This window comes from Duganella sp. OV510, from assembly GCF_900100205.1.
Classification (GTDB): domain Bacteria; phylum Pseudomonadota; class Gammaproteobacteria; order Burkholderiales; family Burkholderiaceae_D; genus Rugamonas.
This window is the reverse complement of record NZ_FNEQ01000002.1, coordinates 1-19,375: the sequence shown is the minus strand read 5'-3', so window position 1 is coordinate 19,375 and position 19,375 is coordinate 1. Positions and strand designations below refer to the sequence as shown.

Genomic DNA, 19,375 nt, shown 5'->3' with positions numbered 1-19,375 from the left:
GCTTAGACTGCTCCCGGCAGGAACGATTGCAGCTGCGGGTTGACTGGCGTGCCCGCCAGGCTATTGGCGAAGTTGCACAGCGTGGCCAGGCTGATGCCCAGCACCACTTCCAGCGCCTGTTGCTGGTTGTAGCCGGCCGCCAGGAAGGCTTGCAGGTCGGCGTCATCAACGGCGCCACGGCGGGCGATGACGGCGGCGGCAAACGCAGCCACCGCATCCAGTTTGGCGTCGCCGGTCGGCCGGCCTTCATGCAGCGCGCGCACCGCCTCCACCGATTGGCCAGCCTTGCGCAGCCAGATGGCGGTGTGGCCGGCAACGCAGAAATCGCAGCCGTGGATGCGCGCGGCCGTGATCTGCACCACTTCGCGCTCGGCCAGCGACAGGCTGGCGCGCGAGTTGATGCCGGAGACGGTCAGGTAGGTTTCCAGCGCCACCGGCGCGTTGGCCAGCACGCCGATCAGGTTAGGCAGGTAGCCGTTGTTGGCGATGGCTTTTTCGATGTAGGGGCGGCTGTCTTCCGGCGCCGTGTCGAGGGTGTGTAAAGTCAGGCGGGGCATAATCATTCAACTTTTTTCTGAAATGGTGTCGACATAGTATCAGTCTCGGGCAATTTCGCTACTTTAGGGCAGATTGTAGGCGGCGTGGCGTGCTACGGCCAGAACGGAATCGGCATATCCTTATGCGGATGATGCGGCACCCCGGCACCGGAGGCCCATCCGCGATCCAAGGTATAATCGCGGGCTAATTACAGAAAGGATGCACAACATGAAGATTGCCAAGAATACAGTCGTGACTGTGAATTACAAACTGTCCGATGCCCAGGACAATCTGATCGAAGATGGCCGTCAGCCTATGGTTTACCTGCACGGCGGTTACGAGAACACCCTGCCAAAAATCGAAGAAGAACTGGACGGCAAGGAAGTCGGTTACTCGTCCATCATCCAGATTGAACCGGAAGATGCGTTCGGCGACTACGACGCCGCGCTGGTGAAGGTGGAAGAACGCAACCGCCTGCCGGAACCGCTGGAAGTCGGCATGCAGTTCGAAGGCATGCCGGACGGCGAAGCTGGCGCGGAAGAGGCCATGATCTTCACCGTGACCGACATCGCTGACGACAAAGTGGTCCTGGACGGCAATCACCCGCTGGCCGGTATGGCGCTGCGCTTCTCGCTGAGCGTTGCCGATGTGCGTGAAGCCACCGATGAAGAAATCGCCCACGGCCACGTGCACGGCGCCCACGGCCACCACCACGGTGACGAGGACGACGAAGGCGAAGAGGGCGACCACGTCGCCATCCACCCGATCCACTAATCGGAGCTTGCGCTGCCGCCCTTGATGGTGAAAAGGGTGGCGGCGCCCGGCGTTACGCGGACTTCGGCCCAATCGGCGGCCATGTTCACGTGTCCCACATTGCCGCGCCATTGAATGGCCGGTTCAGCATGCTGCGCGCCCGCCTGGGCCGCTTGTGCATCCACCAGCAGCACCTTCCCCTTGTATTTTTCCGCCATCGTGCGTATCTGCTTGCGTACTTCGGCAAAGCCGTCCTGCTTGGTCTGGAACGATGGCAGCAGGGAGAAGGCTTCCTCCGCCGTTACGCCGGGATCGCCGTCCGAGAACAGCACCAGCCCGTACATTTTCTGCCGCTCGGCCAGCGCGAACAGGCGATGCAGCCACGCGCGGTTGGCCACCAGGCGGTCTTCGTACTCGCTGTTGCGGCCCGCCTCCGGGCGATAGTGGTTGTTATTCGCCGGCAGGTTGATGGTGGCGAACAGCACCTTGTTGACTTCCCAATGCGCATTCTCCGCATAGCTGCGGAACTTGGCGGTGGATGACAGCCGCGTCACCTGGATGCGGCGGATGCCCAGCGATTCAGCATCGGCATAGAATACTTCGCGCAGGCGGTTCAGGCGCTCGATGGCGTTCGAGCGGCCGGCGGAGTTGAGGCAGGCGCTCCAGTCGCTGCCGGCCAGCGACACCACCATCGGCGCCGAGGATTCGTTCAGCAGTTCGCGACGCTGCGCGTACAGCTTGTCGCCGCACGTTTCGTTGACGGCCTTGATGCCGGTGGCGACCACGAAGGTCGGATAGTTTTGCGAGGCGTCGACAATCGCGCGCTTGAGCACCGCCTCGTCGCGTCCATGTTGCAGCGGATGGCCGATGACGCCGAACAGGAAAGGCTTTGGCGCTGGCGCGGCTTTGGTAATCGGCGGCATGGCGTGCGCGCCCGCTGCGGCCAGCGCCGCAATAGCGGCCAGCAGCAGGTGAGTGCGCACGACGACGTTCATGCCTGCGCCGACTCCGTCAGGCGCTTCAGCTGATACAGACGGTCCAGCGCTTCACGCGGCGTCAGTGCGTCCGGATCGAGATCGTCCAGCGCATCCAGCAGTTCACGCATGGCAGGGCTGGCGGCGCTTGCCGCTGGCGCTTCGACTTCCTCATCGTTGGCGTCGACCGACGGCGCGGCAAACAGGTCCAGCTGCGGCGTGGCGTCCAGCGCCTGCGCTTCCAGGCGCGCCAGGTGCTTGCGCGCGGCCTTGATGACCGGCTGCGGCACGCCGGCCAACTGTGCCACCTGCAAGCCGTAGCTCTGCGAGGCCGGGCCATCCTGCACCGCGTGCAGGAACACGATGGTGTCCTTGTGCTCCACCGCCGACAGGTGGACGTTGGAAGCAGTCGGGTGGCTGTCCGGCAGTTGCGTCAGCTCGAAGTAATGGGTGGCGAACAGCGAGAAGCTGCGGCTGGTCTCGATCAGGTGGCGGGCGATGGCCCAGGCCAGCGCCAGGCCGTCGAAGGTCGAGGTGCCGCGGCCGATTTCGTCCATCAGCACCAGCGAGTGTTCGGTGGCGCCGTTGAGGATGGCGGCGGCTTCGGTCATCTCCACCATGAAGGTCGAGCGGCCGCCGGCCAGGTCGTCGGTGGCGCCGATGCGGGTGAAGATGCGGTCGATCGGGCCGATGACGGCGCTTTGCGCCGGCACGTAGCTGCCCATGTAGGCCAGCAGCGTAATCAGCGCCACCTGGCGCATGAAGGTCGATTTACCGCCCATGTTAGGACCGGTAATCAGCAGCAGGCGGCGTTCGTCGACAAAGCGGCAATCGTTGGCGATGAAGCGTTCGATCTGGTTCTCGACCACCGGGTGGCGGCCTTCCCTGATGTTGATGCATGGCGTTGCCACCAGCTCCGGCGCGCACCAGCTGTGGCGCAGTGCGTGGTCGGCAAGCGCAGTCAGCGTATCCAGCTGCGCCAGTGCGCGGGCGATGGTTTGCAATGTGCCGATGAATGGCGCCAGGTCGCCCAGCAGCTGGTCGTACAGCATCTTCTCGCGCGCCAGTGCGCGGTCCTGTGCCGACAGCGCCTTATCCTCGAAGGCTTTCAGTTCCGGCGTGATGTAGCGCTCGCAGTTCTTCAGCGTCTGGCGGCGGCGGTAATCGTCCGGCACCTTGGTGGCCTGGCCATTGGTGACTTCGATATAGAAGCCATGCACCTTGTTGTACTCGACGCGCAGGTTGGCGATGCCGGTGCGGGCGCGTTCGCGCGTCTCCAGGTCGACCAGATACTGGCCGGCGTTTTCCGACAGGCCGCGCAGTTCATCCAGTTCTGCGTCGAAGCCGCGTGCGATGACGCCACCGTCGCGCACCATCACCGCCGGTTCCGGCATGACGGCGCGTTGCAGCAGGTCGAGGCAGGCTGCCGGCGTGGCCAGGTCGGCGTGGATGTTGGCCAGCAGGCCGTTGGCGTCGGTCAGCGTGCGCTGCATGCCGTGGCGCAGCGCCGGCAGTTGCGCCAGACCGTCGCGCAGGCTGGCGAGGTCGCGCGGACGCGCCGACAGCAGCGCGATACGGGTGGTGATGCGTTCGATGTCCGGCACCTGCGCCAGCGTGTGCGACAGCGAGCCGGTGGCGTCGGCCTGCGTCAGCGCGGCGATGGCCTGGTGGCGCGAGCGGGCCACGTTCTGGTCGCGGCGCGCGTGGTGCAGCCAGTGGCGCAGCAGGCGCGAACCCATGGCGGTGCGGCAGTGGTCCAGCAGCGAGAACAGCGTCGGCGATTCCTGGCCGCGAATGGTTTCGGTCAGTTCCAGGTTGCGGCGGGTGGCGGCGTCCAGGCCGATGAATTCATTTTCGGTTTCGGTGGTCAGCGTGCGCACGTGTTGCAGACCGCGCCCTTGCGTGGATTGCGCGTAGCGCAGCAGCGCGCCGGCCGCGCCAAAGGCCGCGCCGAGGCCATCGGCGCCGAAACCGGTCAGCGTCGACACGGCCAGCTGGTCCAGCAGCGCCTTGTGGCCGCTGACCACGTCAAAGTGCCACTCCGGCACGCGGTTGACGTGGCAGGCCGTGTATTCCTCAAACAGCTCGCCGTTATCGCCGCGCAGCATCTCGGCTGGCGAGATGCGTTCCAGCTCCTGCTGGATGCGCGTATTAACGGTGTGGCTGTCGCCCGAGAACTCCATCAGGCGCAACGCGCCGCTGGCCAGCGACAGCCACGCCAGGCCGGCGGTCGCCACCTTGCGCTGGCTGATGACGCATAGCGACAGCAGCGGACGTTCCGATTTTTCCGGCAGCAGGTCGGCATCGGTCAGCGTGCCTGGCGTGACCACCCGCATCACCTTGCGCTCGACCGGGCCTTTGCTGGTGGCCGGATCGCCGATCTGTTCGCAGATGGCGCAGGATTCGCCGATCTTGACCAGCTTGGCCAGATAGCCTTCCAGCGAATGGAACGGCACACCGCACATCTTGATCGGCTGGCCGCCCGACGAACCGCGCGCGGTCAGCGTAATGCCGAGGATGCGCGCAGCCTTTTCCGCGTCTTCATGAAACAGCTCGTAGAAATCGCCCATACGGTAGAACACCAGCATGTCCGGATGCTGGTTCTTGATGCCCATATATTGCTGCATCATCGGGGTCAGTTTTTCGACCGGTTTCGTGCTCATTGTGATATCTCGCATTTTTCTGATTTCTCTTTTTTAATCAATGATTTAAGCACGTTGGTCATTCCTTGGTTTGCCACTGAGTCACCCCTGTTTGCCCTAAAGTTCTGCCCCGAAAAAGGGGGCTAAAAGGGAACTGTAGAAAGCAAGTTCAGGCTATAATAATTTCCAGTCCATTTTTTTGATTTATCCTTAGAAAAATCTTTAAAAATCAATGAGTTTCATTGATTTTTACAGTCCCCATTAGGGGGCTGTAAGGGGAGGACGGATTATACGTTAAAGTTGAGACGCAGTCCCCCATGGACTCTCTTGCCTGCTTCAATTCTTCTAAGGAGATGGGATGAAGGTCGAATTGACAATGCCTTTGATTAAGCGGCTAACTTTGGATCAGCGGCCGACCGGTGTGGACGCTCATGGTAATCTGGTTTTTGCGGCCAATCCCAGCAAGAAAGATTACATCGTGTATGACGCCAACCAAGAGGCTCCTCCTGGCTTTGGGGTCAAGATCGCTCGAAAGAAGACCTTCATCATTCGCCGAAAGATTCACGGCAAATCCATTATGCCCACTGTCGGCAATGTGGCTGACTTCATGGCTGATGGGGGCAAGGCTCCGCTAACTCTTGCTCGTAGCAAAGCGGCTGCAATGGCTCTTGAAATGGTTGAGACGGGGCAGAATCCTAACGAGTCGGCTCGTAAGGCTGTCGCTGCGGAAGTGACGCTAGAGGCGGTCTTTAAGGCTTATCGTGAGCACATGCGAACTCGCACAGTAAAACCAGCATCCGCCGAAACCGTTCGCGTAATTGACCGGGCCATCAACAAGTTCAAGCCTTGGGGCTGGCTGACTCGCAAGGTCAAAGAAATTACCGCAGAAGAAGTGAAAGCAAAATTTTTGGTGGGTCGTGACATTTATCCCGTCGCCAATGAACAAGCATTTCGCTGGGCTTCTGCCGCTATCGCCTGGCACATGGGCACTGAGGCTCTTAACGCCGCCGCAGCGAATCGCTCTCCGATGCTGAAAGCGAATCCGTTCACGATCCTAGTGATCGACAAAATGTATCCGACGATGCAGCAGAAGGAGACCATCTACAAAGAAGGGAAGAAGCGTAATCCGCTCTCGCCGAAGAAGACGCTCGGACCGTTCCTTGAGGCGGCGTGGAGCAAAGGGCAGACGAACGATAATCTGACTGGAGTTCACTTCCTTATCGCGATGCTGCTTTGGGGCTGTCGTAAGTCCGAACATGCTCAATGCCAGTGGGGCGAGTTGCTTGATGCCGACCAGAAGAAGGTAACGAGTCATGTCGCTTTTGGCGATGATGAATACGGAGATCACGTTTTCTTTTATGGCACCAAGGGAGGAAAGAATCATCGTTTGCCGATTGGTCCCATGTCAGTGGGCTTGCTGCGGCTGAGGCAAACGGCAGCGAAAGACGAGGCTTTGAAGCGAGGGTTTGCTTCGCATTCTAGGTCTTACGTATTCCCAGCTCGAAATAAGTTCTCGAAGACGGGGCACTACATCAATCCCGATGAACTCCGACATGCGATTATGGAAGAGGCGGGCATCGAGCGATTGACGAATCACGATTTGCGTCGAACCTTCGGAGCTTTGATGACCTCCTTGCAGGTCCCCGAAGTGATTAAGGGCACTTTCTTCAACCACGCTCATGCAACTGTCTCTGATCGCTACACCGAAGCAGAGTGGGACGAGCTCAGAAGCTGGATGACAAAAATCGAGCAAGCGATTCTTCTCACTGCCCCCAACGTCTATAACGCCTTGAAGCCTACCCATTGGCCGCCGATCGCGGCCCCAGAACCGCATGTGTGCAAACCACAGAAGCCTCGCACGGGACGGCCTAAGAAGACTACAGCATCCAGCACAGTGGCCGTCTAAAATATTCTCGTTGCCTCCGTGAATGATGGTATTCTTTCGATAACATCATTCGCGGAGATTGCTGCATGGGTTCGATGGAAAAGATTCTTGCTGAGCTCGACATCTTGGAGCGACTTCATCGCCTTCCTGATACCGCTTCGCTTAGGACCAGTGAAGCTGCCATCTTCCTTCGCTCCTCTGTGAGTGCTCTTGAGTCGCTGCGTGTGAAGGGCAATGGACCTCGATATATTCAGCCAGGAGGTAAAGGAGCTGGTTCTAACCACACCTGTCTGTATCACAAATCTGACCTTCTAGCCTGGCAAGAGGCAAACAAACTCAGCTCCACCATGGAGGCGGCCGTTCGCAGAGGTCAGCTCTTCTTGACACTGCACGACGTAGTGAATGAGGAGGCATTCTGGCTTGATGAGCAGCGGCGTATTGTCGGCATGGTTGAGTCATCTCCAGTGAGGCTGGTTATCGATCGTCTGGGGCTATTCGACATCGTTTGGATGCCGGTAATTGACGCCATTTCGCAAGAGTGGTCAGAGCTTGGCGCTCATAAGGAGCTTGCCTCGCAAGTGACCTCCGTCATGCGTCATCAGTTGGATCGCGTAGCGGCTGGAGTCGAAGCCACGGACATTGCACTCGGATAAAAAGAGCGATAGAGTTTGTGTTAAGTAAACAGTTAAGAGGGCTAGGGTGAGTAAGGGGGAGGGGAGAATTCGGTGGCGGGCTAGATCTTTTGTGCTAGGACGAGGAAAGAATGGTCACGAGCACGCTTATTGTTATTGTAGAAAGAATGTCAAATTTCTTGCTCATCATACCGATGGTAAGCCTGATTTGGTGAGAATTCCGCCAGCTGTTCTGAACCGTTGTAAAAGCATCACGGAGATCGTTTCTTTTCATCATAATCATCCGGGTTTAATGCCTTTAAGTTATGGAGACTTAAAGTTGTTGGGTAATTTTGGTGGAATAAATGAAATTTCAGCTCACACGCTGGCCGGCGGGGTATTTAGGGCTCGCCGCCTTGAGCGATGGAAGACTACATGGCTGAGCAGGCTCGTGAAGCTCAATCAGACGTTTGCTATGCAAACAGCTTATGGGGCACCTGCTGGATTTGATGGAGCCTTGGAGACCCATGTTTTTTGTTTGTTGCTCGATCGAGCTCGACTTATCCAATACGACTACGTCCTTGACAAGAATCTCAAGAGGAGGTATATTGTTAATAAGGACTACTGCGACTTGGTTGTTGATTATATTTATCTGTGAATTGCGAAGGAGGCAAACATGGTTCTACTCGAAAGCCCAGCTGTAAGTGATGGCGTTGCTGCTTGGCAAGCATGGCTCGATAGGCTAAATACGTTGTCGCCTAAGTTCTCGCGGGATAGATCAGTAGCGGAGGAGAAGGAACGAGCTGAAAAGATGATTCGGATGTTTACTCTCTTTCCTAATGGGGTAGATGTTAAAAATCCTCGAGAATTTAAAGCTGCAATGAAGCAAGTCTTCGGTTAAGATTGGAAATCAAGCAAAAAGGTCGGCATCTGCCGACCTTTTTCATTTATGGATGGCTTGAATACTATCCAGGGAACTGAATAAGTTGTAAACAGGCGGGGCATACCCCGAGCCCACCTTCATACTGTGCGTTAGACATGTCTGTTTCTAAGATCATTAGAACAACACTATCGAGTAGCCGGCTGTCTCCAAGCGGGCTCATTATGCATTATTCCATCTTCAGTGCCGCCAAGGACACGAGGATTATCCAGAAAAGGGCCGTTTGCACGGCTGCATGGTTCTACCGTTTCATCGATAATCCAGCCCGTTACTTCAGATGTCCGAGGAAGGAAATAATGAAGATCCACCTCCATGAGTTGTGAGTCTGGATGGTAGCTGGAAGCCGTGACGAGGTTTCGTTCTCGCCTCAGATCGGCGGTTTTCGTGTCTCGCTCAACATCCATTCCAATGTGAGCAATTGCCAAGGGAGCATGCTCCACTTGCCGATCAATATCGGCAAGTTTAGTTCTAATGTAGCGGGCACGTGCATCAACCGATTCCTCAGCCAGGCATCGCCAGAACACGACTGTGCCATATTCGATTTGATCAATGAAGCGGGGATCTCCAGCGTGAGGAGTGCCCCCACATATCAAATGAAAATGTTCTTCCAGCCGCTCACCACCAGCCAACAGGCGTGCAAGCTTGCTGCCGACGATAAGGAAGGTGTCAGCAACATCTCGCTCGACGGCAGCGGTATCAGCAGCTTTGACAATTCCTTCGCCAAATTCGTCTTTCCATGGGTAGCTCCCTGGCACGAGAACCTTCGAGTTCGTAATGGCATCTATCCTTCTGAGCAGATAATCGGCTGGGACTTCTCTTAGCTCTGAAGTGAATGTAACGTCAACGCAAACGCTGATCTTGTTTTCGTGAACAAAATTATTTATACCGTTTAGAATCTCCTGAGCCTTCTGCTCCTCAGTTTTTTCATATTCGCTTGGCCGTAGCCGCTTGCATTCGACATGTATTTCCTTGATGACTTCCTCAAGCGGATCATCGTCGGCAGGCCGAATCAGAAAGTCAGCCATTCGGCGGTTTTGCTCTGGGATGAACTCAACGAGAAGCTCATCCTCTCTGGCATAGCGTAAGGCAACGACGAGCTCGAAAATTCCGCCATCAGGATGTTGTTCTCTCGGTCGGAGCATACGCCTGGCCCGTTCTGTGGCCCCAGGGATGTGACGGAGCAGATCAAGGTGAGCACCGATCATTTTTAGAAAGGGTAGGGCCTCAGCAGCCAGGTAGAGATCGCGTGTTCTGATGTCTCTTAGGTCTCCAACCGCCTGAGCTAGGATGACCGCCATACGATCGTCAAAACCTTCGAAGGGATCACGGCTAGCCCAGCGGCCATCTGCGAAATTTGTCTGATCCCGATAGTAAGACCGTGCTGCTTCAATGCGTTCAGCAAGCTCCAAGGGGTTGTCGCAGATCTCGAAAAACCAACGTAGTGCGGCCTCTATTTCGTCTGATTCATTCATGGGATGGCTCACAGTCTCGTGATGGGGGTGATGGTTGACGATGACAACATGCACGACTTGAAATGGCTAGCAAGCTTGCGAGCTTCGTCTGTCGGCTCTGGATGAAAGAGGCTTGCCTCGTGTCCTGCAACAATGGATGCCACGGAGAGCCCGTTGAGCAAAACTATCAGGCGATAAAAATTAGTCTCCGTGTTGTAGTCGGATAGAAGGCCGTGAACAATGCCATGCCGATTGAGTTGGCTTGACCTGTCGTAGTCGGCGGTGTGCTTATACATCGCATGCTCTACAAATACACGGATGCTCTCGACCATCTGGAGGAGCTCATGGAATTGATCGAAGAGAGCGACGGTCTCCAATTCGCTCGGCACCCAAGCGATCCCTCGGAGTGCTACGCTCTTGATGTAGTGCTTTTGCACTCGGCCCAGCACGTCAAGAAAACTCGGAGCATCGATTCTGTCTCGGATATTGCGGCCGACCTTTTCTGCGAGGTTGCGGATGACGCCTTCGATGCAGGGTATTAGTGTGAGCACTGACGCTCTTCGAAGTCCCAGGAAATGAGCTTTGATGGCCTCTACAATATTGTCGTAGAACGGAGCGATACAGGGATTAAGTTTGTAGCTGACGCAGAGGTCGGCCAAGTTAAGCGGCTCGCCGTAGAGTTCTTTAAGCATCTCAGCGATCAAGCTCTCCTGTTCCTCTCGGCTGGAGGATTTCTCGATGAGGGCCGCGTAACGGGAAAGGTATCCCATACCCACATAAGGAGGTATCACAACGTCGACCTCTAAAAAATTCTTTCTCATGCGAGCGACCAGCGTGTTCTTCTTGGCTTCACTGATTTCGACCGTGCAAGGGAAGAAAGCCACAGTGTCACCTCGTTGGATGCGATATCCCTCTAAGTTGAGGAAGGCGAGCATTTTTACGGCTTCGACTGATGTAGCCACGCCCATTTTCTCGGCCTCTGCTTGAATAGCTGCCGCTCCTTGCTTCAGCAGGCCAGACTTGAGACACCTCTTGTAAAGATCGGGGAAAAATCTGTCTTGTGACACTTCAAAGCTTTCTGATAAATGATCCCTCAGCATACACTCAACTCCCCGACGAGGCATGATATTGGTCTTTTCGGTCGCGTAATTTGACATGCTATTCTTTTCCATTTATCGGGGCAGGAAATGAGCAGTTTGCGAAGAAAGAAGAGGCGAGTATTTGTATTTTTATCGCGTGGAGCACGGCGAGCAAGAGCATCACTGTATAGACATTTTTTTGTGAACACCGATGGTTATTCAGCGGTTCTGAACTGGGCCTCTCTCATCAGTCTTGGCCTGCTTTTCTTTGCATTGAGTAGCGATAGTCTTGGTCTTTTGCAGCCAAGCCATCTGCTCGCATTATTCTTCGGGATGACGTTTTTGGGCCTCTACGTATTTGTCTCGTTTGTTGAGAAGGTCTTTGCCAAGCATTTTATCGACTTCAAATCGACGCAGCTATTCTGGTTGGGGGTGATCGCGTTCTTGACCTTCATCGCTCACGGGCAAGCGGGCGACGAAGTGAATGCAATATTCAGTCAAGACGCCTCTACGTTCCCCTATGCCACGACAGCTACAGCCGCAATGATCATGGCGTCTTGGACGCTGTGGCCCTCTGTCCTAGTTGGCGCAGCTAGTTTTCTGTATGGCGTCTATAGCGTGTTTAGATCGCGGTGGGGGATGGTGTTGATTGCATTGACAGTCGGCCTTCAACTCTTCACTTTTTCTATCTTCGTGGAATACCAAATGGGGACCGAGCCAGTCAGAAAAAATAACATCTATCAGATCGCTTTGGCGATGGACTTCAATGGTCACTTCAGATGCGAGAAGGCGATGCTCGGAAAAGACAGCGTGGCATTCATTGGACTTTCACAAGATTCGGCACTGGTTGCACCGCCTGTCATCGTAAAGCAGCACAATGGAAAATCGATTTTCAGGCAGGTGGAAGTGCCGAAATCGTTCAGACGAGTAAGCTGCACGTGATCGCGAGTGCTGTTTTCTGCTGATAGTCGATCATGCCTTTTAAGGGATACACCTGACGCACCTAGATGCGGTGTCAACGCGGTGCGTCAGGTGTCCCGTTTAGTTTTTCCTCAAGCTGACAGCATTAAGGCTTCTTCACGATGTCAATCACTCCATCTCATCAAGAGGGCCGGCATACTTCTTTGGGATCTTCGATTTCAGAGTTAGCTGCCTACTTTTCTTACTGACTTTGCGAAGTGGGAATTGGCGAGTGACAGTGATCTCAATATTGCGAGGAAAGGCCTGCGTCTCGACAAAATCTCTGGCAGCCACTGCGTGTCCACCTTTGAATCCGTGCTTGACCCAGTCCATAGCAACCTCTTCCAACATCTCCTTAAGCTTTTCCCGCAGTTTTTTGCGGAGCTTGCCACTTTTTTCTATCTTCTCGCCAGCTAGTATTGACTCGATTTCGCTGATCGTCTTGTTCAGTGAAGCACTGGCTCCACGCATAAACTCTTTGCTCATTGTATTTCCTTTCAGTGTGATGAAAATGCCGTAGGATGCAGAGTAGCGAAATGCTTTTTCTGTTCGTGGCAACTCGTATTTACTAGATCAGATTTCGAAGTCTAGAATTTTTTTTGAGCTGCGGTGGAACGCAGAAATATCTCAAGTTAAGACGCCTTGTATGTGTGCCTAAGATGAATGACTGTCCGGCAGTCATGCCTCATGGCCCCGCTAAAAAATCGATCCCGGAAATTCGGAAGGTTACGTTGTCACCTTGGACCGAAATGTAGTCCGCTTCACTGGAAATGGTGAATTCTTTTTTTCGACGACCGCCTTTGATGGTCCCGTATGCCGTTCTAAACGCCATGCCTTCTGAGATGGAGTAGCTGTAGCTTGTCAGTCCCGTGTTATAGAGACCGTCTTTTCCCTTCGGATAGTTTGGGTAAAGCTCACGGTTGTATCGCGGCTTCAGCAGACTGACCACCGCTTTCTCAGCATCGGCGACGAGCCGCTTAGGATCGTAAGAAAAATCTACATCGTCATTTTCTATTTCAGTCTCCTCCGTAAAGACTCGCATCAACAGAGGCTCGACCTTGAAGGCAAAAAGATAGATCTCATCACTGACTCTGGCCCCTGGAAAACGCTGAGGCTCGTCTGAGAGGATCTGAGTCCTAGCCTTGTGAGCACTCGCGAAAAGACGATCGTAGGTGTCCCCGACCTTTGCGATGCCGACGTAGAGTAGGTCGTAGGTGGCGAGGTCAAGAAAATTGTCAAATCCTAGAATGAGTTCGTCTTTGCGGCCACGACGCATCAAAACATCATCAGGTATGAAGGCTTGGATGATTTTGGCTTTGTCATTATCGCTCTCCTGCACAAAGACTCCGATCTGCGAGCTCTCAGGTCGAATCGAATATTTCCAACCTGCCTGCACACCTTTGAGTCTGAAGAACTCAGGAATGTCGATGGCCCCTCTATCGCTCTTTCCTCCTGCTACCTCAATCGTGAAGCTCAGGAGCCCTGAATCGTTGTCGAAGTCAAAGTCTTTAAACGACGCCTGTGCTCGGCCAGCGATCATGTAAAAGTCGCTCTCTCGCAAAATGGCTTCGGCCTGTTTATTACCTGTGATGTGCGAAACCAGGCTGTTTGCCAGCGGTGTGCAGACGAGGTCAAGTGTTGCAGCGTAAGCGTTTGTTTTTGATGGCATGAGTGCTTAGGGCGGAAAACAGTTAATTGTATGCTGGTATGGGTGACACGATACTCACTTTAAGACCAAAAAAAATTAGAGCTTACGGTGGGCTGCTGGGAGGTCGTGCATGAACGTGTCATTTCGCCACTGGCTATCTTCTGTCGTGGATCGGAAAATCAAAGCGTTACTCTCGGCGTGAGCTCGGTCAATCAGCTCGCGGAGCATCTGGAAATTAGCCATCTGCTCCGCACTCCAGTTGGCTTTTCGCTCAAGAAGTTCTGGGAGCGAATGCTCCTCCACAAAGCTCTGATACTTTCCTATGAGTCCAGTGACCACATCCGCCACTTGGATACCAGACTGCTGCCTGGAATCAGAGAAGCTAAAGTCCACAAAGCCATCATCTTTTTTGAAGCGAGTGCCGGCGAGTCCTTTTTCGATCTGTAGCTCGTGGTCGAAGATGTGAACGGAATTTTGAAATAGCATGACCGGGCGAGTGTAAAAAATCTCGAAGTCAGCGATGAGCACATTTTTCTCATTGCCAGTGAGGGCCGCCAGCTCGGAGAGCGTTGACGCCTCCTTCATCATGTCCCGAAGAACGAGCATGGGCAAGTCATCGTCTTCTGATCCATGTGCATCTAAGAGGGCACAGATGTCGCTTAGGAAGCTGCCCGTTTGATCACGCTGTATGTCAGGATAACCGTAGTGCTTCATCAATGCTAAGAAGCGCCGCTTATCCCTGCTGACGACTCGGTAGAGCTCATTTTTCAGCACTCGCTGATAGGGACCATAGTGCTGGAATCGATCTTCCATCAGAACGGAATCAATGATGTCGGAAAGCGACCAGCTAATGATGTTTACACTGGAGTAGTGAATGAGGACGTTGTGCTCGATGAGCCAGGAAAGAGCGATGCCTAATTTTTTGGAGGCGAGGACCTGTTCGAAGTCCCCCTTTGCAACATGGGAAAATTTGATTTCAGGGGCGTTTTCCTGCATCCGCATTTTCGTTCGCAGATCATCGATGTCGGGAAGCTGTTGACCCTCTCGAAGTGCGATTCCACCGATGACAAAATTTTTGTGCTCGGATACATTCGTTCCATCATCAGTGAGATAGAACTTACGGATGTTGTTCGTCTCGTCGTAGAAGAAGGTAAACCGCTTGTCTACGTGCTGCAAACCAAAGGCTTGGATCATGAATTGCCTTTGTCTGTTCAGATCGATATCCATGTGCCTCCTTGATTCAAGACTGATCTATAGCCAGCTGCTCCGCACTCGGTAAGGGGGATACCTCGAGAAAAATCTTCTCAATGATGGGGAAGATTTCGATGAAATAATTCCATTGACGAATCAAGTCTATCTGAGGCGTTTCATCCAAGGAGTGCATTGTGAACGACCACTTCCGAAGCGAACCAGTTCCGTGGGCCTCAGGCGTGCGAAATGTATTGTCGAATGCTGTCAATCGTTGCGCAAAATCTGCAAGAAATCCTGGTGTCACAAAATGATGGTCTTGCCATATCTTGCCAAAGGCTTTTTTGCGGCTTTGACTGCTAACAAAGCTGTCATATCGATCTGGGTAAAAATACAGAACCAGCAGCCCCATCAGTTTGTCCCACATTGCACGATACCGAAAAATGAAGGCGGTGTTGTGCCGATGAATGTCCATTTTTTTCTCAAAGTTGATGGTTGACTTCAAGACTGGGATGCCATTGTTTTTTGCCTTTGAAAAGTTCTCGTTCCAGGTTCCGCCTGCATCGATGATTTCTCTATACATGAGAGCACAATTGATGTGGATGTCGAATACCGCCGAAAATAGCTTTCCTCCATGATCTAAGTTTTGGCAATATTTAAAGGCGTTTTCTAGAAACGAATACGGAAGAGACATGCCAGTTTTCCGCTTTGTGTAGTTCTTTAGACGCTGCTCAAAGTTCTTTACGTCGTCGAGAGTTTCGAGGGTGAAAGGCGTTGCTGTAGTGTCTTTTTTAAAGCTCATCAGTATCATCTCAAGATGGGTTGAAAATTTTCCTTTTGATAAGTATAAAGGAGATTTTTAAGAACTGTTTGCTTGTCAGCAATGAGGAGGTAGGACTTGCTGGAGACCTTCTTGCGTGAGCCCATTGTCCCGCTACACTTGCGTCAAAGCGAATGGTCGCTTTGAGTTTTGAAAGACTATCTGAGATGAAAAACAGCAAGATCTATCGAAAAATAAAACCATACTGCAACCGTCGTCTCTTTCCCATCTTGCTGCTGTGGGCTTGCAGTTTACTGGTGTATAGAGGTCTATTTTTGGGCGCCGGCTATCTATCAGCGGCAGAGCACTCCAATTTTCATCTCGTTGATCTATCAACGTTCGGTGATGGGCGAGTCGTTCTTCTTCTCACGCTCTCCGTGCTAACTGTGATGGGAATCAGCTCGCTCGTAAAAGCCAATGTCAATCGCAAGTCAATCAACTTAGGACGAATTGAAGCCGTCACGCGGCACTTATGGGATGAAGTATCATCCGCATCCACGCACGCGGCGGCGGCACTTTTCGCTTCTATTTACTGGCAAGACATCGTGCAGTTATCTCCTTCGCAGATTACCGAAAGAATGATGATCGTCCTAGGTTTAGCACTATTCGGATTTGCCTGCTACGACATCGAAGAACCTGAGTCGATGCCGATCAACGATAGCCAGGCGGTTACTACTGGTCGCAGTGTAAGATAAGCTTTGAGAGTGATTGATCTCTCGAAAAGCCCTCACTTTATTTTCCATCTCAACGAACATACCCCCATGAGTTTAGAGCACGAAGATACGAATTTGCCGATGCCTGCGGAAGACGCGATGGCACCAGAGCCAGAAAGTCTCCCAGAGAAGGAAGGCCATCCACCTGAATCATTGACGGGGGCGTTTCGTAAATTACTGGGAAGTGACTCTTCCAAAATGGATTTGGGGCTTGCTGCAAGTTGCGTAACCATGCTTGTTCAAGATATGGACCCGACGTTAGATCTTAGGCGACTGCTGCGGTGGGAGGTTTCTGAGGACATCTACAAAGCCGCAGCTCGGATCTCTACGGAATTGGGTCGAGAAGTGACGCTTACAAAGACTGAAAATAGCGTGTCTGGAGGCCGCACCATTGAGACCAACGAAGGCGTTATTATTTTGGTGCCTGCATCAACGATGAGGAGCTTGGTGGATGGGCCAGACGGTGTAGCACAGTATGCCCTCAATTTATTGCATCATGAGCTTTGTCACGTTCATGACTATGCTGTGCGAAAAGCTATGCCGGGGTGGAAAGATCAGATGTCAGGACTACCATTGACCAACCGGATGATCGGCATAATGATCTTGTTATGGGACGAATACTCCGCCAATCGAAGATCAGTAAGCACCTCTCAAAAATTAGTCGAGCAAGCACAGCTAGAGCTGGTAGTTAATGAGTATCCAAGAGTAAATGAGGAAATCGTTTCGTCTATCGAGGCATGGCGGAACCATAGAGATATGCGTCAGCTTTTCACTGAGCTAGCGGACTCTTTTGGGCACTTGTTCAAGCTGCTGGGATATGTTCTTGGGAGCTTATCTGGAAGGGGAATCAGCCTGCAGGAGTTCGATCAAGCCTCTTATGATTTCCTTCGTCAAACATGGCTTGCCAGTCTGTTAGAAGCTGAGAGCATAGAGCAGCTAAACACATTATATGAGTCCTTCGGGAGCTGGTCTGGTATTGAAGTGTTTGACGACTTTGCTGAGACGTGCCGGCTAGTCTACTGGGATGCGGGCATCCAAATCTATGCGACCCCACATGGTTTGACGGCAGATATCTGAGGATGTTCAAGCCCGTAAGATAAGTAATGGAGACCCTAGTCCTGTATCGGTAGCCTCATGAACCGTGATGTGCCATTCGTTTTTCTCGTTCTGTTTGCATTTGAAATAAAGCGACTGCATGCTGGTGAGCTGTGAAAAAATACCGGGCTGCTGAGGGAGAAGAACTTGAACTAGTTGCTGCTTTCCCTTGATCGCATTGCAGGTGTTTGCGGCGATTAGTCGTTCAGTCAGGAGCTCCAACTGCATACGATTTTTTTCCAATCGCTTTATGCCTCGCCACTGTGCTTTCACAACAAAGCTTGTTAGCGTTGATTGGACAGCCTCACGATCCAACCATGATCTGAGCGACAAATTGGATGCTCTCGGAACGTCGGGGCCAGGCCGCTGACCAATCCCGAGATCCGCATTCGCGACAGTGGTGATGGTCGTTTTGAGCTCATGGATCTGCTGAGCCATCACCGTCAACAGTTCCTCAGTGCGGTGTGTATGTGAAGCCTGAGCCACAATAAGATCCTGAATCTTTGCGATCTCTGCGGAGGAGTTGTCGGAGTCATGATCCTCCTTTGTGCTCCTGGCCAAGTTGATCGCCAGATCGAGTGCTGCCGTCGGGGATAGCTGCTCATCATCACACAGTATCTTCAATTCATTGACTCGCTTGACCGAGAGTCTAAACGTCACTGCCGATCGATCCCATCCCTTTGCCTTTGCGTTTTCTGATGTGCTCATCATGTCTCCTCATTGTTGTTATTGTTTAGAAGGTTTTGATCTACCGCCCTAGCTCTAGCCACTGGTCCTGAGTGGGCGGCACATCCAGCTCCGCAACCATCTCTAAAGCTGTCTCTTGGACTCTCGACCTTGGTGATATCGCTTGCAGAAATCGTCTTGCGATTCGAAGGCTTATCGGGACTGGAGTGGTGCGGAGCTCTGCATGCGGTTCGATCGCGGTGTCGTAATCTAGAGTGGTCCCTTTGGCACGGCTGCGGGACATACGCAGTGCCAGGGCATCGATCATAGCGGTGCGGCTGTCACCTTCTTTCTTTGCATCGTGTTCGCGGTGCGATTCGATATCGACCGTTTGAAGATCAGCTCGATTTGCATAGATCGTCGTGGCGTATCGAGATCGGCTTGCTGCGACATAGATCCACTCACGATCACACATCGATGGATTCGCAAGCGTGTAAGCTGCATCGAAGGTGCGGCCCTGGCTCTTATGATTCGTCAGACAGTAGGCGTAATCAAAGTAGCTGAATGAAGCGGGCACCATCACAACGCTTTCGCCTCGCTCGTTCAACTCATCAAGCTGCACGCGTAGAAGTGAAGTGAATCGAGCCTGCTCGATGCCTTGAATGGTTCCAGTGATGCCATTCGCTACACCCAACACCTTATCGTTCTTAGAAAAGACGATACGATCGCCAGGTGCAAAACGCTTAGTCTCTCGCGACTCGTCGCGGTGCGTGATCTCCAGATCCAGCCCCATGCGATCAATCACCACACCTTGATCGATCAAAAGAGATCTGGCTTTAGCATTCAATGCTGCAACCTCAAGCCGAGTGGCGGCGATCATGGTCTTGCGATCAATCGGTGTTCTATCTTGAGCCCAGTCAGAGATCAGTGCATCAACAGTGGCGGTGTGGCCCGAGATGATTTGCAGCCGCCCGCGTTCATCCAGTGTTTGCAAAGCGTCCTTCGCTTTACCGCTTGCGAACAGTTCCACCACTTCACGCAGCCAAGAATAATCGAATCGCTTCTGCCAGCGATCAAAGGCTCGCTGAAGCTTCTCATCTTGCGTGCATAGGCTCTCCAAGGCCTGAACCCGGATATTTTCGGGAAGCGTTTTCAAAACGTCAGCCTTCTGCTTGGAGAGACTTCCTCGTTTGCAAAGCCAATTCAGGAGCGGTGCAAAGTCGGTTTTCTGCCGCTGAATGTTGGAGAGCTCCGCTTTGCCGTGCCTTTGAGTGAGCGATTTAAACATGCCACCCGCATCGATGGGCTGAAGCTGTTTTGTAGTGGTTTAATGTACCCGGACACCAATTTAGGCGAGAATGCTCGCCATGGAGAGGTGTTTGATGAGCAAGCAAAGACGTACATTTTCCCCTG

At 53.2% G+C, this 19,375-nt stretch carries 19 protein-coding genes; 8 read left to right on the top strand and 11 right to left on the bottom strand.

The window, feature by feature from the left end; all coding sequences use genetic code 11:
* Positions 1-2: 2 nt before the first annotated feature.
* Positions 3-557, bottom strand: a complete 555-nt coding sequence (locus tag BLS51_RS07170; RefSeq protein ID WP_090182178.1) for a carboxymuconolactone decarboxylase family protein — start codon at positions 555-557, stop codon at positions 3-5.
* A gap of 208 nt (positions 558-765) precedes the next feature.
* Here BLS51_RS07170 and BLS51_RS07165 point away from each other — a divergent pair, with 208 nt between their 5' ends.
* Positions 766-1,311 carry an FKBP-type peptidyl-prolyl cis-trans isomerase gene (locus BLS51_RS07165; RefSeq protein ID WP_090182263.1) on the top strand — a complete coding sequence of 182 codons (546 nt, stop codon included), beginning with the start codon at positions 766-768 and terminating at the stop codon, positions 1,309-1,311.
* Here the strand turns inward: BLS51_RS07165 and BLS51_RS07160 are convergent.
* Together BLS51_RS07160 and mutS are read right to left on the bottom strand one after the other, a co-directional pair.
* The gene (locus BLS51_RS07160) at positions 1,308-2,285 is read right to left on the bottom strand and encodes a hypothetical protein (protein ID WP_090182179.1); all 978 of its coding nucleotides are present in this window, start codon (positions 2,283-2,285) and stop codon (positions 1,308-1,310) included. The two genes, BLS51_RS07165 and BLS51_RS07160, sit on opposite strands and share 4 nt — an antisense overlap.
* Complete coding sequence (gene mutS, locus BLS51_RS07155) at positions 2,282-4,927, bottom strand: DNA mismatch repair protein MutS (RefSeq protein ID WP_229207522.1); 2,646 nt, start codon at positions 4,925-4,927, stop codon at positions 2,282-2,284. The genes BLS51_RS07160 and mutS overlap by 4 nt, the downstream gene beginning before the upstream one ends.
* 337 nt (positions 4,928-5,264) lie before the next feature.
* Between mutS and BLS51_RS07150 the strand changes: the two genes are divergently transcribed.
* From BLS51_RS07150 to BLS51_RS29235, 4 genes are all read left to right on the top strand, one after another.
* The gene (locus tag BLS51_RS07150) at positions 5,265-6,812 is read left to right on the top strand and encodes a tyrosine-type recombinase/integrase (protein WP_090182181.1); all 1,548 of its coding nucleotides are present in this window, start codon (positions 5,265-5,267) and stop codon (positions 6,810-6,812) included.
* A gap of 65 nt (positions 6,813-6,877) precedes the next feature.
* On the top strand, positions 6,878-7,444 hold the full coding sequence (locus tag BLS51_RS07145; protein WP_090182182.1) for a hypothetical protein: 567 nt from the start codon (positions 6,878-6,880) through the stop codon (positions 7,442-7,444).
* 91 nt (positions 7,445-7,535) lie between these two features.
* Positions 7,536-8,060 carry a hypothetical protein gene (locus BLS51_RS29240; RefSeq protein WP_139168669.1) on the top strand — a complete coding sequence of 175 codons (525 nt, stop codon included), beginning with the start codon at positions 7,536-7,538 and terminating at the stop codon, positions 8,058-8,060.
* Between the two features lie 18 nt (positions 8,061-8,078).
* Complete coding sequence (locus tag BLS51_RS29235; RefSeq protein WP_139168668.1) at positions 8,079-8,303, top strand: hypothetical protein; 225 nt, start codon at positions 8,079-8,081, stop codon at positions 8,301-8,303.
* A 167-nt stretch (positions 8,304-8,470) separates the two neighbouring features.
* Here BLS51_RS29235 and BLS51_RS29230 read toward each other — a convergent pair whose 3' ends face one another.
* On the bottom strand, positions 8,471-9,814 hold the full coding sequence (locus BLS51_RS29230) for a hypothetical protein (protein ID WP_139168667.1): 1,344 nt from the start codon (positions 9,812-9,814) through the stop codon (positions 8,471-8,473).
* A gap of 8 nt (positions 9,815-9,822) precedes the next feature.
* The gene (locus BLS51_RS07130; protein ID WP_090182185.1) at positions 9,823-10,950 is read right to left on the bottom strand and encodes a hypothetical protein; all 1,128 of its coding nucleotides are present in this window, start codon (positions 10,948-10,950) and stop codon (positions 9,823-9,825) included.
* 123 nt (positions 10,951-11,073) lie between these two features.
* Between BLS51_RS07130 and BLS51_RS07125 the strand changes: the two genes are divergently transcribed.
* Positions 11,074-11,814: a hypothetical protein gene (locus BLS51_RS07125; protein ID WP_090182186.1), complete on the top strand. Its 741-nt coding sequence runs from the start codon at positions 11,074-11,076 to the stop codon at positions 11,812-11,814.
* A 147-nt stretch (positions 11,815-11,961) separates the two neighbouring features.
* On the opposite strand, the gene BLS51_RS07120 is transcribed toward BLS51_RS07125, so the two are convergent.
* From BLS51_RS07120 to BLS51_RS07105, 4 genes are all read right to left on the bottom strand, one after another.
* Positions 11,962-12,318 carry a hypothetical protein gene (locus tag BLS51_RS07120; protein ID WP_090182187.1) on the bottom strand — a complete coding sequence of 119 codons (357 nt, stop codon included), beginning with the start codon at positions 12,316-12,318 and terminating at the stop codon, positions 11,962-11,964.
* Between the two features lie 199 nt (positions 12,319-12,517).
* Entirely contained in the window at positions 12,518-13,501 is a 984-nt protein-coding gene (locus tag BLS51_RS07115; RefSeq protein ID WP_090285690.1) for a hypothetical protein, read from the bottom strand.
* A 75-nt stretch (positions 13,502-13,576) separates the two neighbouring features.
* Positions 13,577-14,707, bottom strand: a complete 1,131-nt coding sequence (locus BLS51_RS07110; protein WP_090182189.1) for a DUF3800 domain-containing protein — start codon at positions 14,705-14,707, stop codon at positions 13,577-13,579.
* Between the two features lie 13 nt (positions 14,708-14,720).
* A complete protein-coding gene (locus tag BLS51_RS07105; protein WP_139168666.1) occupies positions 14,721-15,470 on the bottom strand; it encodes a hypothetical protein in 750 nt (249 codons plus the stop codon).
* Between the two features lie 185 nt (positions 15,471-15,655).
* Between BLS51_RS07105 and BLS51_RS07100 the strand changes: the two genes are divergently transcribed.
* A complete protein-coding gene (locus BLS51_RS07100; protein WP_090182191.1) occupies positions 15,656-16,183 on the top strand; it encodes a hypothetical protein in 528 nt (175 codons plus the stop codon).
* Between the two features lie 66 nt (positions 16,184-16,249).
* Entirely contained in the window at positions 16,250-17,278 is a 1,029-nt protein-coding gene (locus tag BLS51_RS07095; RefSeq protein ID WP_139168665.1) for a hypothetical protein, read from the top strand.
* Positions 17,279-17,284: 6 nt separating this feature from the next.
* Here the strand turns inward: BLS51_RS07095 and BLS51_RS07090 are convergent, their stop codons facing one another.
* A complete protein-coding gene (locus BLS51_RS07090) occupies positions 17,285-18,004 on the bottom strand; it encodes a hypothetical protein (RefSeq protein ID WP_090182193.1) in 720 nt (239 codons plus the stop codon).
* A gap of 40 nt (positions 18,005-18,044) precedes the next feature.
* Entirely contained in the window at positions 18,045-19,250 is a 1,206-nt protein-coding gene (locus BLS51_RS07085; RefSeq protein WP_090182194.1) for an ATP-binding domain-containing protein, read from the bottom strand.
* Positions 19,251-19,375: the final 125 nt, after the last annotated feature.